We start from the raw sequence: 15,174 nt of genomic DNA, 5'->3' as shown, positions 1-15,174 counted from the left end.
GGCAACCGCACCACGATAAGGGACACCATGGCGAGGCGTGAAACCGAGCAGGTCAGGCCAGCTCCAAGAGAGCCGACCTGACCTGGACGGAAGTCAAATGGTGCGTGCTAGTTCTTCTGGATCTGGTCGAACGACAGCTCGACCGGAGTCTCGCGGCCGAAGATCTCGACGAGGCCCTTGACCTTCTTCGAGTCGGCGTTGATCTCGTTGATCGTCGCCTGCAGCGTCGCGAACGGGCCGTCGGTGACGGTGACCGAGTCGCCGACCTCGAAGTCCAGCACCTGGACCTCGAGCTTGCGGGCCGGAGCCGGCCTGCCCTCGGCCTCGGCGAGCTCACGGGCGGCCTTCTCCTCGGCCTCAGGAGCGAGCATCTTGACGATCTCGTCCAGCGTCAGCGGGTACGGGTCGTACGCGTTGCCCACGAAGCCGGTGACACCGGGGGTGTTCCGGACGACGCCCCAGGACTCGTTCGTCAGGTCCATGCGGACGAGAACGTACCCGGGAAGCTTGTTCTGACGGACCGTCTTGCGCTCGCCGTTCTTGATCTGGGCGACCTCTTCCTGCGGCACCTCGGCCGCGAAGATGAAGTCCTCGACGTTCAGTGAGACGGCACGCTGTTCGAGGTTGGTCTTCACACGGTTCTCGTAACCGGCGTACGTGTGGATGACGTACCACTCGCCGGGGAGGAGGCGCAGTTCCTCGCGGAGCGCCGCGACGGGGTCGACGGGCTCGGCCTCTTCTTCGGCTTCCTCAGCCTCGGCCTCTACCTCGTCGTCGCCTTCGGCGTCGGCCTCGACGAGCTCTTCGTCCTCGTCGGCCTCGGCCTCGGCGACATCGCCGTCTTCATCCCCATCGGTCTCAGCCTCATCGGCCTCGATGTGGATGGCGTCTTCCTCGGCGGGCTCCCCCACGGCGGCGTCCGCAGCGTCGACCTCGTCCTCGACCTCGTCAACGCCCTCGACGATGTCGAGCTCGTCATCCACGGACTCGTCCGGCACGAGGGCGTCGTTCAGGTTCGGGTCAGTGTCAGACACGGTGGCTGCTTCTTCCTGGATACATGTGGGTGGAACATGCGAAAGGGGCGCCGCACCCGGCGCCCTTCGCTCTTGGCTCAGCCGAAGACGTACTTGGCGGCTTTGTTGAGGCCAAAGTCAATCACAGTCACCAGGCCGATCATGACGATCACAAAGACGATCACCACGGTCGTGTACGTCGTCAGCTGGTTGCGCGTCGGCCAGACGACCTTGCGGAGCTCCGCGACGATCTGGCGGTAGAAGACCGCGAGACGCTTCAGCGGGCCCTTCTTGGCGCGCTTACCGCCCTTGCGAGTCTTCTTGTCCGACTCGGGCGCCTCATCCTGGGCATCAGGCATATCGATGGAGCCCACGGCGTCCGCCATTCGTCCTCACCTGTTCCCGGGTCGTGGCCGTGCCGCGCCCGGTCTGAGCCGCACGGCGATGCAAAAACAATGCAAGTGGTACATGCGCACACCGCCTGGTGAAAGGCGCGTGTAGCAGGGCCGGAGGGACTTGAACCCCCAACCGCTGGTTTTGGAGACCAGTGCTCTACCAATTGAGCTACGACCCTTTGTGGTTACTCCAACGTACCGTACTCGTCCGGAAGCAGGGTGTGCACCGAATAAGCGCGGGCCGCTGAAGGCCAACGAGGTGAGAGTGTACGTGCTCCGGAGCCGGTCGTCGAACAGAAAGCGCCCGCCGGGCCGTTGTGGGCGGAAGATCGCCCAGCCCAGGCGCCGGATCCGGACGCTTGTCCAGCCGTCCACCCGGCCCGGCGTCCGTCCATGGTCCCGCAGGTGGTCCGGTCCGACCAATAAGTGAAACCCGTGTGCCGCGTAGGTTTCCGGTCTGAAACGATGGGCGCCATGAGCGCTGCAACCCCTTCCACCGCGCGCCGGGTCTCCGCCCGAGTCGGCGCGATCTCCGAGTCCGCCACCCTCGCCGTGGACGCCAAGGCCAAGGCCCTGAAGGCCGCTGGGCGCCCGGTGATCGGCTTCGGCGCCGGTGAGCCGGACTTCCCGACCCCGGACTACATCGTCCAGGCCGCCATCGAGGCCTGCTCGAACCCGAAGTACCACCGCTACACGCCGGCCGGTGGTCTGCCCGAGCTGAAGGCCGCGATCGTCGCCAAGACGCTCCGCGACTCGAACTACGAGGTGGACGCCTCCCAGGTCCTGGTGACCAACGGCGGCAAGCAGGCCATCTACGAGGCGTTCGCCGCGATCCTCGACCCGGGCGACGAGGTCATCGTCCCGGCCCCGTACTGGACGACGTATCCGGAGTCGATCCGTCTCGCCGGCGGTGTCCCGGTCGAGGTCGTCGCGGACGAGACCACCGGCTACCGGGTCAGCGTGGAGCAGCTGGAGGCGGCCCGCACGGAGCGGACGAAGGTCGTCCTGTTCGTCTCCCCCTCCAACCCGACCGGCGCGGTGTACAGCCCCGAGGACACCGAGGCGATCGGCCGCTGGGCCGTGGAGCACGGCCTGTGGGTGCTGACGGACGAGATCTACGAGCACCTCGTCTACGGCGACGCGAAGTTCACCTCGCTGCCCGCGGTCCTCCCCGAGCTGCGCGACAAGTGCATCGTGGTCAACGGCGTCGCCAAGACGTACGCCATGACGGGCTGGCGGGTCGGCTGGATCATCGGCCCGAAGGACGTCGTCAAGGCCGCGACCAACCTCCAGTCGCACGCCACGTCCAACGTGTCGAACGTGGCCCAGATCGCCGCCCTCGCCGCCGTCTCCGGGAACCTGGACGCCGTCGCGGAGATGCGCGTGGCCTTCGACCGCCGCCGTCACACCATCGTGCGCATGCTCAACGAGATCGACGGCGTGGTCTGCCCGGAGCCCGAGGGCGCCTTCTACGTCTACCCGTCGGTCAAGGCCCTGCTGGGCAAGGAGATCCGCGGCAAGCGCCCGCAGGACTCGGTCGAGCTGGCCGCGCTGATCCTGGACGAGGTCGAGGTGGCCGTCGTACCCGGTGAGGCGTTCGGCACACCGGGCTACCTGCGCCTGTCGTACGCCCTGGGCGACGAGGACCTCGTCGAGGGCGTCAGCCGCGTGCAGAAGCTGCTGGCCGAGGCGACGGACTGAAGCGTGTGATGTGAGTGGCCGCTTCCTTCGGGAGGCGGCCTTCTTTCGTCTCCCGGTGCGAGCGTCAGTGCGAGCAAGACCACGTTCAGGGAAAGCGCTACCGATACGAGCCGGACGTACGGCAGGATCCGAGAATGGAGCACGTACGTGATGTCTCTGAACTGCCGAAAGCCCATCTGCACCTGCACTTCACCGGGTCGATGCGGTCCGCGACCCTGCTGGAACTCGCCGACAAGTACGGTGTGCGGCTGCCCGAGGCGCTGACCGACGCCCTGACCAGTGGTGAGCCGCCGAAACTCCGGGCGACCGACGAGCGGGGCTGGTTCCGCTTCCAGCGCCTGTACGACGCGGCCCGGTCCTGTCTGCGGGAGCCCGAGGACATCCAGCGGCTGGTCCGCGAGGCCGCCGAGGAGGACGCGAAGGACGGCTCGGGCTGGCTGGAGATCCAGGTCGACCCGACGTCGTACGCCCCTCGCCTGGGCGGTCTCATCCCGGCGCTGGAGATCATCCTGGACGCGGTGGAGACCGCGGGCCGGGAGACGGGGATCGGGATGCGGGTGCTGGTGGCCGCGAACCGTATGAAGCACCCGCTGGACGCGCGCACGCTGGCCCGCCTCGCCGTGCGGTACGCGGACCGGGGTGTCGTGGGCTTCGGGCTCTCCAACGACGAACGGCGGGGCATGGCCCGGGACTTCGACCGGGCCTTCGCCATCGCGCGCGAGGGCGGTCTGCTGTCGGCCCCGCACGGCGGCGAGCTGACGGGCCCGGCGTCGGTCCGCGACTGCCTGGACGATCTGCACGCGTCCCGGATCGGCCACGGTGTGCGGGCGGCGGAGGACCCGCGCCTGCTGAAGCGCCTCGCGGACCGCCAGATCACCTGCGAGGTGTGCCCGGCGTCGAACGTCGCCCTGGGGGTGTACGAGAAGCCCGAGGACGTGCCGCTGCGCAAGCTCTTCGAGGCGGGTGTCCCGCTGGCGCTGGGCGCCGACGACCCGCTCCTGTTCGGTTCCCGGCTGGCGGCCCAGTACGAGATCGCCCGCCGGTACCACGCCTTCACGGACGCCGAACTGGCCGAACTGGCCCGGCAGTCGGTACGCGGTTCGGCGGCGCCGGAGGACGTACAGGCGAAGCTGCTGGCGGGCATCGACAACTGGCTGGCCGACTGAAGGACACGCCTCAGAGGCTGACGCCGACCGTCACCGGTTCGTTGACGAGGGTGACCCCGAAGGTGTCCCGGACCCCGGCGACGACCTCGCGGGCGAGGGCGAGCAGGTCCTCCGTGGTGGCCCGGCCGCGGTTGGTGAGGGCCAGGGTGTGCTTGGTGGAGATACGGGCGGGGCCGGTGCCGTACCCCTTGGTGAAGCCGGCCTTGTCGATCAGCCAGGCCGCCGAGGTCTTGGTGCGGCCCTCCCCGGCCGGGTAGGCGGGCGGTACGGCGTCGGCGCCGAGCCGTTCCGCCACGCGCGCGTGGAACGCGGCGAACTCGGCGTCCGTGAGGATCGGGTTGGTGAAGAAGGACCCGGCGGACCAGGTGTCGTGGTCCTCGGGGTCCAGCACCATGCCCTTCCCGGCACGCAGTTTCAGCACCGTCTCACGGGCCGCCTCCAGCGGCACCCGCTCGCCGGGCCCGACACCGAGGGCGCGGGCCGTCTCGGCGTACTTCAGGGGCGCCGACAGCCCGCCGGCGTCCTCCAGGGCGAAGCGGACACGCAGGACGACATGGCGCTCGGGGTCGGCCTTGAAGCGGCTGTGGCGGTACGAGAAGGCGCACTCGGCGCCGGTGAGGGTGACCGTCTCGCGGGTGACCCGGTCGTAGGCGATGACCTCGGTGATCGTCGAGGACACCTCCTGCCCGTACGCCCCCACGTTCTGGATGGGCGTCGCGCCCGCGGAACCGGGAATGCCGGCGAGGCACTCGATCCCGGCGAGCCCGGCCTCGACCGTGCGCGCGACGGCGTCGGTCCACACCTCGCCGGCGGCCAGCTCCACCCCGGTCCCGTCGAGGGCAACGCCGGTCGTGGCGATCCGCAGAGCCGTCCCCGCGAACCCCTTGTCGCCGATGACCAGGTTCGAGCCACCGCCGATGACCAGCAGCGGGGTTCCGGAGTCGTCGGCCTCACGGACGGCGGCGATGATCTCGGCGTCGGTCGTCGCCGTGATCAGCCGGTCGGCGGGACCGCCGAGCCGGAAGGTGGTCAGCGGGGCGAGGGGAGCGTCGTGGATTGCCTGCACGCGCCCAAGACTACGAGACCCCACTGACAGCCCCGGACGGCAACGCGACGACAGCGGCTCGCGCGCGTACGGCCCCGCCGGTGAGCCTCGGGGCCGTACGCGCGCGTGCCGCTGTCCTACGTCGTTCAGTGGGCGGCCGTCTCCAGCACCGGCTCGGCGGGCTCCGTCACCGGCGCGGAGCGGCGGGCGGCCGGGATCAGCAGGGCCGCGACGCCCGCGAGGGCGACCACCGCGGAGCCGACCACGAGAGCGGGCCGGAGGCCGTCGACGAAGGTCTGGCCGGTCTCGTAGCCGCCCTGGGCCGCGAAGATCGAACCCATGACGGCGATTCCGAGGGCGCCGCCGACCTCGCGCAGGGCGTTGTTGGCGCCGGAGGCGATGCCCTGTTCGCTCGGGCGGACGCTGGACATCACCAGGTTGGCGGCCGGGGCGAAGAACAGGGCCATGCCGATGCCGCTGATGATCAGGCCGGGCAGCTGGACGGCGTAGGAGGCGTCCGCGGTGACCACGAAGGCCAGGTAGCCGAGACCGGTGGCCTGGAGGAAGAGACCGGTGGCGACGACGGGCCGACCGCCGATCCGGTCGGAGAGGATGCCGGCGATCGGGGCGACAAGCATCGGCATGCCGGTCCAGGGCAGCATCCGCAGGCCCGCCTCGGTGGGCGAGTAGCCGAGCACGCCCTGCATGTACTGGCTGAGCAGGAAGATCGAGCCGAACATCCCGAGGAACATCAGCAGGGAGGCCGCGTTGATCCCGGCGAAGGCGCGGGAGCGGAAGAGGCGCATGGGCAGCATCGGGTTCTTCGCCCGGGTGCCGTGGACGACGAAGGCGACGAGGAGCGCACCGCCCGCGACCAGCCCGGTCAGGACGTAGGAGCTGGTCCAGCCGTCGGCCGGGCCACGCACGAGCCCGTAGACGATGCCGAACAGACCGCCGCTGGCCAGCAGGGTGCCGGTGATGTCGAGCGGGGCGCCGGTGCCGTGCGACTCGGCGAGGCGCAGCCGGGCGAGCGGCAGCAGAACGAGGCCCAGCGGAACGTTCAGCCAGAAGATCCAGTGCCAGGAGATGTGCTCGGTGAGGCTGCCGCCGATGAGGGGTCCGGAGGCCACGGCGAGCCCGTTCACCGCACCCCAGATGCCGAACGCCATCCCGCGTTTGGCGGCCGGGACGGCGGCCGTGAGCAGGGTCAGCGTCAACGGCATCATGATCGCCGCGCCGACGCCCTGGACCGCGCGGGCCGCGATCAGCGAGTCGATGCCGGGTGCCATGGCCGCGGCGGCGGAGGCACCGGTGAAGACGGTGAGCCCGGCGAGGAACATCCGACGGCGGCCGAAGCGGTCACCGAGGGCCGCGCCGAACATCAGCAGCACGGCGAAGGTGAGTGTGTAGGCGCTCACGGTCCATTCCAGGTCGCCCAGCCCTCCCCCGAGATCCTTGCGGATGGAGGGCAGCGCGGTGGTGACGACGAGGTTGTCGAGGGCCGCCATGAACCCGGCGACGCTGGTGATGACGAGCGCCCAGACGAATCCGCCGCGCGGTGCGCCGGTCCTGCTCTCCTGCTGTGACATCGTTCCCCCTTTGAATTAGTTATTAGTCACTAACTTTTACGGCGAAAAAGATCACGCACCCGGACCCGTACCTCTCAGGCTTCGGCCCGCCCCTTGATCTGCGCCGAGGGCCACATCCCCTGCCAGACCCGATGTCCGGGCGGAAACCCCAAGGCGGCAAGGGTGTTGATGAGCATTCCGTACGCCAGGAAGGTCGTCGTCTCCTCCCCCACGGGCACCTCCACGGTGTCCCAGAGCTTCATCCAGCCTGCCCGTACGGCCTCGCCGAACTCATGCTCACCCTCGGCCTCGGCGGCGGCGACGGCCACGTAGGTCTGCATCTGCATCTGCAGCAGCTCGGGATGCTCACCGATCAACCGGGCGTACGCGTCCGCCATGGCATGCAGGGCTTCCTCACCCTCCAGCCCCTCGGCCGCCTCCCCCAGCACCCGGCACACATCACCCATGCACCGCTGGGAGGCGGCGGCGAACATCGCCTTCTTGCCCGGGAAGAGCCGGAAGAGGTACGGCTGCGAGACTCCCACCCGCTTGGCGATCGCCTCGGTGGAGGTGCCGTAGTAGCCCCTCCGCGCGAACTCTGCGATCGCCGCGCGAATGACGCTCTCGCGTCGCTCCTCTGCGCTCATCCTGACCATGCGAGTAAGTTAGTGCTCAATCACTAACTACGTCAAGGGGTGCCCAGAGAAGGTCGGGCGAGGAGGTCGGGTAAGGGGCGCCCGCCCATGGCGAACGCCCCTTACCCGAGCCGGAACCGGAATGCTCCGAACTGCCGTGCTCAGCCCAGCCGGACAACGGCCCGGGACATGCCCAGCACCTTCTGTCCGGCGCACCTCGCGACGAGGTCGACGCGGACCGTGTTGTCGTCGAGCTTGGCCGCGACCTTGCCGCTGACCTCGATGGTGGCGCCCTGGTCATCGTTGGGGACGACGACCGGCTTGGTGAAGCGGACGCCGTACTCGACGACCGCGCCCGGGTCGCCGACCCAGTCGGTGACGACGCGGATCGCCTCGGCCATCGTGAACATGCCGTGCGCGATGACGTCGGGCAGACCGACCTCGACCGCGAACTTCTCGTTCCAGTGGATGGGGTTGAAGTCCCCGGAGGCGCCCGCGTACCGGACGAGGGTGGCGCGGGTCACGGGAAACGTCTGGACGGGCAGCTCGGTGCCGACCTCGACGTCGGCGTAGGAGATCCTCGCCGGGTCGTTCGCTGAGTCGTTCGCGGAATTGGCCGTCATGGGGTCAGCCCTTCTCGGCCGCGCGGGCGACGAGCTTGGTCCAGGCGGTCACGACGTGCTCGCCCGCCTCGTCGTGGACCTCGCCGCGGATGTCGATGATCTCGTTGCCCGCCATGGACTTGATGGCCTCGATGGTCGAGGTGACGGTGAGCCGGTCGCCCGCACGGACGGGACGGACGTACGCGAACTTCTGGTCGCCGTGCACCACCCGGCTGTAGTCCAGGCCGAGCCGCGGGTCCGCCACGACATCTCCCGCCGCCTTGAAGGTGATGGCGAACACAAAGGTGGGCGGGGCGATCACATCGGCGTGGCCGAAGGCCTTGGCGGCCTCGGGGTCCGTGTACGCGGGGTTACTGTCTCCCACCGCCTCCGCGAACTCGCGGATCTTCTCCCGGCCGACCTCATAGGGCTCGGTGGGCGGATAGGACCGCCCCACGAAGGACTGGTCGAGCGCCATGGGCTCGGCACCTCCCGAATCGAAGTGGATACGCACTGGTTCGCGTGGTCGTGTGGCCGCGAGGTTCGCAGCCGGCGTGCGAGGTGATGGTGCGCCGCTGTAACGACGCGAGGCCGCCCCCCAACCAACAGGGGACGGCCTCGCGTACGAGCCTGAATTACCGCGTTTCGCGATGCGCGGTGTGCGCATTGCAACGCGGGCAGTGCTTCTTCATCTCCATTCGATCCGGGTTGTTACGCCGGTTCTTCTTGGTGATGTAGTTCCGCTCCTTGCACTCCACGCAGGCCAGCGTGATCTTCGGGCGGACGTCGGTGGCAGCCACAGGAGTGCTCCTTGACGAACGGATGGGACGTTGAACGCATAACAGAATAGCCGATCGAAGGACCGACCCCGCAATCGGCTACTGTCAGTAGCGGTGACCGGACTTGAACCGGTGACACAGCGATTATGAGCCGCTTGCTCTACCGACTGAGCTACACCGCTGTGATGCGATCGGCCCTGCCTTGCGGCAGGGGCCTCTCACACCAGAGCCCCAATACGGAATCGAACCGTAGACCTTCTCCTTACCATGGAGACGCTCTACCGACTGAGCTATTGGGGCGAGCGATGAAGACATTACACGCTCGCCACCGTTCACCCAAATCCGTTTCGCGGCACCCACCCGGGCCTGTTCCGGCCCGCGTTCCGCGCTCAGTCGGCGGTTCGGGAACCCCTCCCCCAGCGGCCTCAAAGCCCTCTCCCGCAACCCCTCCCACGACCCCTTACACACCCCCTCGCCAGCGATCTTTCCGAGCCGGCGGACCACACCGGTACGACTATTGCGCTCCTCCGCAACAGGGGCGGATGCCCGCCCTAGGCTCGACTCACTCTGCGTGATCTTGTGTCCCCGCTTGCGCGCAGCCGCCCCCGAGCACAGGAGCGCGATGCCCGACAGCCAGCCGCAGCCGCCCCACTCCTCGTCGCCCGCTCCTTCGGGGGACCCGGCAGCGCTCCTCCTCTGTGGGGCACATCTCACCGACGGCCGGACCGTGGACGTACGGCTGGGCGGCGGTCGTATCGAGGCGGTCGGCACGGTCGGCAGCCTCAGCGCGTACGCCACCCGCGTGGACCTCAGCGGCTACCTCCTCCTGCCGGCCCCCGCCGAACCGCACGCGCACGGCGACACGGCCCTGTCCGCCGACGCCGACGGCCCGGTCTCCTACGACCCCCAGGACGTCCAGCGCCGGGCCACCGAGGCCGCGCTGCTGCAACTCGGCCACGGGGCCACCGCGTTGCGCTCGCACGTCCGTATCGGCGACGTACCGGGGCTGGGCGCCCTGGCCGCCGTACTGCAGGCGCGGCGGGCGCTGCGTGGCCTCGCCGAGCTGACGGCGGTGGCGATGCCGCGCGTGCTGACCGGCGCCGCCGGGGCGGACGGTCTGGCGATGCTGCGGGACGCGGTGAAGATGGGCGCGTCGGTGGTGGGCGGCTGTCCGGACCGCGACCCCGATCCGACCGGCTACGTGGAGGCGGTCCTGGAGGTCGCATCGGAACACGGCTGCCCGGTCGACCTGCACACGGACGGTGACGACCCGGCCCGCCTGGCCCGGCTGGCGGCGATGGCGGGCGGCCTGCGCCCGGGCGTGACCATCGGCCCCTGCGGCGGCCTCGGCCGGCTGCCCGCCGAGGTGGCCTCACGGGCCGCGGACCAGCTCGCCGCGGCGGGCGTGACGGTGACGTGCCTCCCCCAGGGCGGCTGCGGGGGCGCTGAACGCCGTGCCACGGCTCCGGTACGTCTGCTGCGGGCGGCCGGGGTGCGGGTGGCCGCGGGCAGCGGCGCGCTGCGCGACGTGGCGAACCCGGTGGGCCGCGGGGACCCCCTGGAGGCGGCGTACCTGCTCGCGTCCCGCCACGGCCTGCGCCCGGAGGAGGCGTACGACGCCGTGAGCGCGTCGGCGAGGGCGGTACTCGGCCTGCCGGAGGTGCGGGTCGAGGCGGGCTTCCCGGCTGAACTGCTGGCGGTCCGGGGCGACCGTCTGGCGGGCGCGCTGTCCCTCGCCTACAGCCGGTTCGTGGTGCACAGGGGGCGCGTTGTGGCACGGACGAGCGCGGTACGGGAGTACTGCAACACACCGGCGGTGGCAGCGCTGGACCTGCCGCGGCAGGGGCGTACGGGGCGGTCGTGAGGCAAGGGAAGGGTGAGGCTTCGGCGAAGCGGACGGACGTCGTACGGACTGTGCGGCGAACGGGTTCGGCGGGGCGTACGGTCGAAGGCATGCGCATTGTCATCGCTGGAGGTCATGGTCAGATCGCGTTGCGGCTGGAGCGTCTGCTCGCCGCGCGCGGTGACGAGGTCGCGGGCATCATCCGCCGCCCCGAACAGGGCGACGACCTGCGGGCGGCCGGCGCGGAACCGGTCGTGTGCGACCTGGAGGCGGCGTCGGTGGACGAGGTCGCCGAGCTGCTGCGGGGCGCTGACGCGGCGGTCTTCGCGGCGGGCGCCGGCCCGGGCAGCGGGACGGCCCGCAAGGACACGGTGGACCGGGGAGCGGCGGTGCTGTTCGCGGACGCGGCGGTTCGGGCGGGAGTGCGCAGACATGTGGTCGTGTCGTCGATGGGCGCGGATCCGGCCCATCGGGGCGACGACGTCTTCGACGTCTACCAGCGGGCGAAGGGCGAGGCGGACGCGTACGTCAGCGGCCTGGACGCGCTCGACTGGACGATCCTGCGCCCCGGCGCATTGACGGACGACGCCGGCACGGGCCGCGTACGCCTGGAGGCCGACACGGGGCGCGGCGCGATCCCGCGCGACGACGTGGCCGCCGTCCTCACCGAGCTGCTGGACACTCCGGCGACGGCGGGCCTGACACTGGAGCTGATCGGCGGTTCGACGCCGGTTTCGGTGGCGGTGAAGTCGGTGGCGGGAAACTGAGGACGGCCGGTCGAGGGGCCGGGACTCTAGAAGAGGGGCAGCTGGCCGGGGAATGCGGGTGGGACGTACCCGTCCAACGACGGCTGGGCCGCCCCGAGTTCCGCCTGCCGCCGCGACCCCGGACACGAAACGAGTTCACCGCTCCCCCGGGCTCCCTGCGGATCGTGCCGCGCGAACCTCCCGGCGACGACAGCGATCTCCCGCCGGCACTCGGGACAGCTCCGGCGACGGGACGACGACACGAACGACGGCCGTGACTGCGATGGCATGGGGTCACTCTCCCTCATGGCTTCAGCGGGCGCCCGCAACGAAAAGACCCTCTTTTCTCTGCGTAATCGCAGAGAAAAGAGGGTCTCTCTCACCTGTGGCGGCGCCAGGGTTCGAACCTGGGTAGGCTGAGCCGGCAGATTTACAGTCTGCTCCCTTTGGCCGCTCGGGCACACCGCCAGGGTTTGCTGCCCTTTCGAACCGCTTTTCGGCGGCGCTCCGTGGCAACGACGTAAACGATACCTGATGGGTAGGGGTGCTTCGCCACCCGATTGAGCGGCGCCCGGAGGGGAGGGGGTGGCTACCCTTGTGCGGATGCGGCCCGGGACGTACACCGGGCTCGGCTGCTGTGCCCACGCATGCCGATACGCACCCCACAGTTTCCGACACGCACCCCATACAAGGAGCCACAGGACATGGCCGACTCCAGTTTCGACATCGTCTCGAAGGTCGAGCGGCAGGAGGTCGACAACGCCCTCAACCAGACCGCCAAGGAGATCTCCCAGCGCTACGACTTCAAGGGTGTGGGTGCCTCGATCTCCTGGTCCGGCGAGAAGATCCTCATGGAGGCGAACTCCGAGGAACGGGTCAAGGCGGTCCTCGACGTGTTCGAGACCAAGTTGATCAAGCGCGGCATCTCGCTGAAGTGCCTGGACGCGGGTGAGCCGCAGCTCTCCGGCAAGGAGTACAAGATCTTTTCCTCGATCGAGGAGGGCATCTCCCAGGAGAACGCCAAGAAGGTCGCGAAGATCATCCGCGACGAGGGCCCGAAGGGCGTGAAGGCCCAGGTCCAGGGGGAAGAGCTGCGCGTCAGCTCGAAGAACCGCGACGACCTTCAGGCCATCATCGCCCTTCTCAAGGGCAAGGACTTCGACTTCGCGCTGCAGTTCGTGAACTACCGGTAGTCCACGAGGGGTTGAAGAGGGGTGGGCGCCCTGCGACGCCCACCCCTCCCTTCTGCCTGCTGCGGACCCCGGCGCCCGGCCAGGTACGCGGTCAGTCGCGCGAGTTGCCGAACAGAAGGCGGTACGCGATCAGCAGCACCAGCGATCCGCCGATCGCCGCCGCCCACGTGGTGCCGTCGTAGAACTGTTTACTGATGGGGTGGTCGAGGAAGCGCGCCGAGATCCAGCCGCCGAGGAACGCGCCCGCGACGCCGATGACCGTCGTGCCGATGAAACCGCCCGGGTCGCGCCCGGGCAGCAGGAACTTGGCGATGGCCCCGGCCAACAGCCCCAGGATGATCCAGCCGATGATGCCCATGTCCTGAACCTGCCCCTCTGTGCTGTGCTCGAACTGTCCCGGCGCTGTGACTTGCGACGTTGTCGGTCTCGTCGTGTCTGTGCGTTCGGGTTGGTGCGGTGTTCGTGTCGTGTTGCTGTACACGACGTCAACGCGGTGCCTGGCGGTTGCACCGGTCAGTAGGGTGCGGCACATGACACAGCCCGGTGCCCAATCGCCCCCTGAACTGCGCCGCACGCTGGGCGTCGGGGACGCCGTGGTCATCGGGCTCGGTTCGATGGTCGGGGCCGGTGTCTTCGCGGCCCTGGGACCCGCGGCACGCGCGGCGGGGTCCGGGCTGCTGCTCGGGCTCGCCACGGCGGCCGTGGTCGCCTACTGCAACGCCATGTCGTCCGCCCGGCTGGCCGCGCTCTATCCCGCCTCCGGTGGCACCTACGTGTACGGGCGGGAGCGGCTCGGCGCCTTCTGGGGCTATCTCGCGGGCTGGTCGTTCGTCGTCGGGAAGACGGCCTCCTGTGCGGCGATGGCGCTCACTGTGGGCACGTATGTCTGGCCGGGTCAGGCGCACGCGGTGGCGGTCGCGGCCGTGGTGGCGCTGACCGCGGTGAACTACGGCGGTGTCCAGAAGTCCGCCTGGCTGACGCGGGCGATCGTGGCGGTGGTCCTCACTGTCCTCGCTTCCGTGGTGGTGGTGAGCCTGACCTCCGACGCCGCCGATGCCGGCCGACTGGAGGCCGGGGCCTCCGGGGGTGTGGGCGGAGTGCTTCAGGCGGCGGGGCTGCTGTTCTTCGCGTTCGCCGGGTACGCCCGGATCGCGACCCTCGGCGAAGAGGTCCGGGATCCCTCGCGCACCATCCCGCGCGCGATCCCGACGGCCCTGGGCATCGCGCTGGTGGTGTACGCGGCGGTGTCGGTGGCTGTCCTTTCCGTGCTGGGGTCTGGTGGGCTCGGGCAGGCGACCGCCCCACTGGTCGACGCGGTCCGGGCGGCGGGCGTGCCGGGGCTGGTGCCTGTCGTCCGGGCAGGTGCCGCCGTGGCCGCGCTCGGCTCGCTGCTCGCCCTGATCCTGGGTGTCTCACGGACGACGCTGGCCATGGCCCGTGACCGTCATCTGCCCGGCGCCCTGGCCACCGTGCATCCACGCCTCCAGGTGCCGCACCGGGCCGAGCTGGCCGTGGGCGCGGTGGTCGCGGTGCTGGCCGCGACGGTGGACGTACGGGGTGCTGTCGGCTTCTCCTCCTTCGGGGTTCTGGCGTACTACGCGGTGGCCAACGCCTCCGCCTGGACGCTGAGTTCGGCTCCGGCGTCCCGGTTGGTGCCGGCGGTGGGGTTCCTCGGCTGTGTGACGCTGGCGTTCGCGCTTCCGGGGGTGTCGGTGGTCGTGGGCGCGGGCGTGCTGGGCCTGGGGGCGGTCGCGTACGGCGTGCGGTGGTGGTCGGCGACGAATGATTCGCGGGCGTCGGCCGGGCCTCACGGCTGACGGAACTCGCGTCGGCTACGAGGGCTGGGCCGGCGCAGGCGGTGTCGCTGTCGCCGCCGCCGTCGCCATACGTATGCGGAATTCGGGCCAGGGCTCCAGGTCCGTATCGTCGCTGGACTCCTCGTACCAGCCCGAACCGTCGAGCCAGGTGGCCAGCCACTTCGCGAGGTCCGGGGCGTCGACATACCACGCGTGGTCGGCGTCGGCGGTGTTCGGTTCGAAGAGCAGTACGGTGCCTTCCCGGGTGCGGCAGTCCACGCACGCGTACATCCCGCAGCCCCAGTGGGATATCGGCAGGATGCCCTCGGGCCAGGGCCAGTCCGGGTCCTTGCGGGTCTCCTCGCGGTTGGCGAGGTACTGGGCGACGACGGGCGGCTCACCGGCGGACGAGCTGTCGAGCAGGGGCAACAGGCCGTAGGACGGGCCGAATCCGCCGTCTCCTATCCGGAGGTAGAGCTCGGCGAGGAGCGGCGGCAGCGGGAAACCGAGGGCGGTCTCGGCACGGTCGAGCGTGGCCGCGTCAACGGGGGCGGGCAGTGAAGGCCAGCCCCACGGCCGGGTGTCGCGTGCCTCAGCGGCCACCCGTGTCAGCAACTGCTCGATCTCGGTCATGGATTCATCATGCAGGCCGCCACTGACAATCGCGGCGGCCTGTGGACAACCGGCGGGCG

17 protein-coding genes and 4 tRNA genes are annotated in these 15,174 nt (G+C 69.9%); 6 read left to right on the top strand and 15 right to left on the bottom strand.

Annotated features, from left to right (window positions below):
• Positions 1–107: 107 nt before the first annotated feature.
• The 3 genes from nusG to ACW4TU_RS27645 all read right to left on the bottom strand — a co-directional run bounded on the left by nusG (position 108) and on the right by ACW4TU_RS27645 (position 1,587).
• Positions 108–1,034 (bottom strand): transcription termination/antitermination protein NusG, encoded by a 927-nt coding sequence (gene nusG, locus ACW4TU_RS27655; RefSeq protein WP_457417467.1) that lies wholly within the window; start codon positions 1,032–1,034, stop codon positions 108–110.
• Positions 1,035–1,111: 77 nt separating this feature from the next.
• Positions 1,112–1,399 carry a preprotein translocase subunit SecE gene (secE, locus tag ACW4TU_RS27650; protein WP_006383475.1) on the bottom strand — a complete coding sequence of 96 codons (288 nt, stop codon included), beginning with the start codon at positions 1,397–1,399 and terminating at the stop codon, positions 1,112–1,114.
• A 115-nt stretch (positions 1,400–1,514) separates the two neighbouring features.
• Positions 1,515–1,587 (bottom strand) — tRNA-Trp (locus ACW4TU_RS27645).
• 295 nt (positions 1,588–1,882) lie between these two features.
• Between ACW4TU_RS27645 and ACW4TU_RS27640 the strand changes: the two genes are divergently transcribed.
• Together ACW4TU_RS27640 and ACW4TU_RS27635 are read left to right on the top strand one after the other, a co-directional pair.
• The gene (locus tag ACW4TU_RS27640; RefSeq protein WP_457417466.1) at positions 1,883–3,109 is read left to right on the top strand and encodes a pyridoxal phosphate-dependent aminotransferase; all 1,227 of its coding nucleotides are present in this window, start codon (positions 1,883–1,885) and stop codon (positions 3,107–3,109) included.
• 134 nt (positions 3,110–3,243) lie between these two features.
• Positions 3,244–4,275 (top strand): adenosine deaminase, encoded by a 1,032-nt coding sequence (locus tag ACW4TU_RS27635; protein WP_457417465.1) that lies wholly within the window; start codon positions 3,244–3,246, stop codon positions 4,273–4,275.
• Positions 4,276–4,285: 10 nt separating this feature from the next.
• Here the strand turns inward: ACW4TU_RS27635 and ACW4TU_RS27630 are convergent, their stop codons facing one another.
• The 8 genes from ACW4TU_RS27630 to ACW4TU_RS27595 all read right to left on the bottom strand — a co-directional run bounded on the left by ACW4TU_RS27630 (position 4,286) and on the right by ACW4TU_RS27595 (position 9,204).
• Entirely contained in the window at positions 4,286–5,341 is a 1,056-nt protein-coding gene (locus ACW4TU_RS27630; protein WP_457417464.1) for a UDP-N-acetylmuramate dehydrogenase, read from the bottom strand.
• Between the two features lie 125 nt (positions 5,342–5,466).
• Positions 5,467–6,909 (bottom strand): MFS transporter, encoded by a 1,443-nt coding sequence (locus ACW4TU_RS27625; RefSeq protein ID WP_457417463.1) that lies wholly within the window; start codon positions 6,907–6,909, stop codon positions 5,467–5,469.
• Between the two features lie 74 nt (positions 6,910–6,983).
• On the bottom strand, positions 6,984–7,544 hold the full coding sequence (locus ACW4TU_RS27620) for a TetR/AcrR family transcriptional regulator (protein ID WP_457417462.1): 561 nt from the start codon (positions 7,542–7,544) through the stop codon (positions 6,984–6,986).
• Between the two features lie 140 nt (positions 7,545–7,684).
• On the bottom strand, positions 7,685–8,146 hold the full coding sequence (locus ACW4TU_RS27615) for a MaoC family dehydratase (RefSeq protein ID WP_457417461.1): 462 nt from the start codon (positions 8,144–8,146) through the stop codon (positions 7,685–7,687).
• A gap of 4 nt (positions 8,147–8,150) precedes the next feature.
• Positions 8,151–8,603 carry an FAS1-like dehydratase domain-containing protein gene (locus ACW4TU_RS27610; protein WP_457417460.1) on the bottom strand — a complete coding sequence of 151 codons (453 nt, stop codon included), beginning with the start codon at positions 8,601–8,603 and terminating at the stop codon, positions 8,151–8,153.
• Positions 8,604–8,760: 157 nt separating this feature from the next.
• Positions 8,761–8,925 (bottom strand): 50S ribosomal protein L33, encoded by a 165-nt coding sequence (gene rpmG, locus ACW4TU_RS27605; RefSeq protein WP_018834916.1) that lies wholly within the window; start codon positions 8,923–8,925, stop codon positions 8,761–8,763.
• Positions 8,926–9,013: 88 nt separating this feature from the next.
• Positions 9,014–9,086 (bottom strand) — tRNA-Met (locus ACW4TU_RS27600).
• A 45-nt stretch (positions 9,087–9,131) separates the two neighbouring features.
• A tRNA-Thr gene (locus ACW4TU_RS27595) sits at positions 9,132–9,204 on the bottom strand.
• 322 nt (positions 9,205–9,526) lie between these two features.
• Here ACW4TU_RS27595 and ACW4TU_RS27590 point away from each other — a divergent pair.
• Both ACW4TU_RS27590 and ACW4TU_RS27585 read left to right on the top strand, forming a co-directional pair.
• Positions 9,527–10,768 (top strand): amidohydrolase family protein, encoded by a 1,242-nt coding sequence (locus ACW4TU_RS27590; protein WP_457417459.1) that lies wholly within the window; start codon positions 9,527–9,529, stop codon positions 10,766–10,768.
• A gap of 89 nt (positions 10,769–10,857) precedes the next feature.
• Positions 10,858–11,514, top strand: a complete 657-nt coding sequence (locus tag ACW4TU_RS27585) for an SDR family oxidoreductase (RefSeq protein ID WP_457417458.1) — start codon at positions 10,858–10,860, stop codon at positions 11,512–11,514.
• A 26-nt stretch (positions 11,515–11,540) separates the two neighbouring features.
• Here the strand turns inward: ACW4TU_RS27585 and ACW4TU_RS27580 are convergent, their stop codons facing one another.
• Together ACW4TU_RS27580 and ACW4TU_RS27575 are read right to left on the bottom strand one after the other, a co-directional pair.
• Entirely contained in the window at positions 11,541–11,783 is a 243-nt protein-coding gene (locus ACW4TU_RS27580) for a hypothetical protein (RefSeq protein ID WP_457417457.1), read from the bottom strand.
• 96 nt (positions 11,784–11,879) lie between these two features.
• Positions 11,880–11,961: transfer RNA gene (locus ACW4TU_RS27575), tRNA-Tyr, on the bottom strand.
• A gap of 236 nt (positions 11,962–12,197) precedes the next feature.
• On the opposite strand from ACW4TU_RS27575, the gene ACW4TU_RS27570 reads away from it, so the two are divergent.
• Positions 12,198–12,686: a YajQ family cyclic di-GMP-binding protein gene (locus ACW4TU_RS27570; protein WP_457417456.1), complete on the top strand. Its 489-nt coding sequence runs from the start codon at positions 12,198–12,200 to the stop codon at positions 12,684–12,686.
• A gap of 91 nt (positions 12,687–12,777) precedes the next feature.
• Here ACW4TU_RS27570 and ACW4TU_RS27565 read toward each other — a convergent pair whose 3' ends face one another.
• Positions 12,778–13,044 (bottom strand): GlsB/YeaQ/YmgE family stress response membrane protein, encoded by a 267-nt coding sequence (locus ACW4TU_RS27565; RefSeq protein ID WP_457417455.1) that lies wholly within the window; start codon positions 13,042–13,044, stop codon positions 12,778–12,780.
• A gap of 172 nt (positions 13,045–13,216) precedes the next feature.
• Between ACW4TU_RS27565 and ACW4TU_RS27560 the strand changes: the two genes are divergently transcribed.
• The gene (locus tag ACW4TU_RS27560; protein ID WP_457417454.1) at positions 13,217–14,503 is read left to right on the top strand and encodes an APC family permease; all 1,287 of its coding nucleotides are present in this window, start codon (positions 13,217–13,219) and stop codon (positions 14,501–14,503) included.
• 15 nt (positions 14,504–14,518) lie between these two features.
• Here ACW4TU_RS27560 and ACW4TU_RS27555 read toward each other — a convergent pair whose 3' ends face one another.
• A complete protein-coding gene (locus tag ACW4TU_RS27555) occupies positions 14,519–15,115 on the bottom strand; it encodes an SMI1/KNR4 family protein (protein WP_457417453.1) in 597 nt (198 codons plus the stop codon).
• Positions 15,116–15,174 lie beyond the last annotated feature (59 nt).

This window comes from Streptomyces kryoterrae (genome assembly GCF_054072135.1).
Note: the sequence above shows the minus strand (reverse complement) of the source record. Positions and strands in the feature narration are given on the sequence as shown.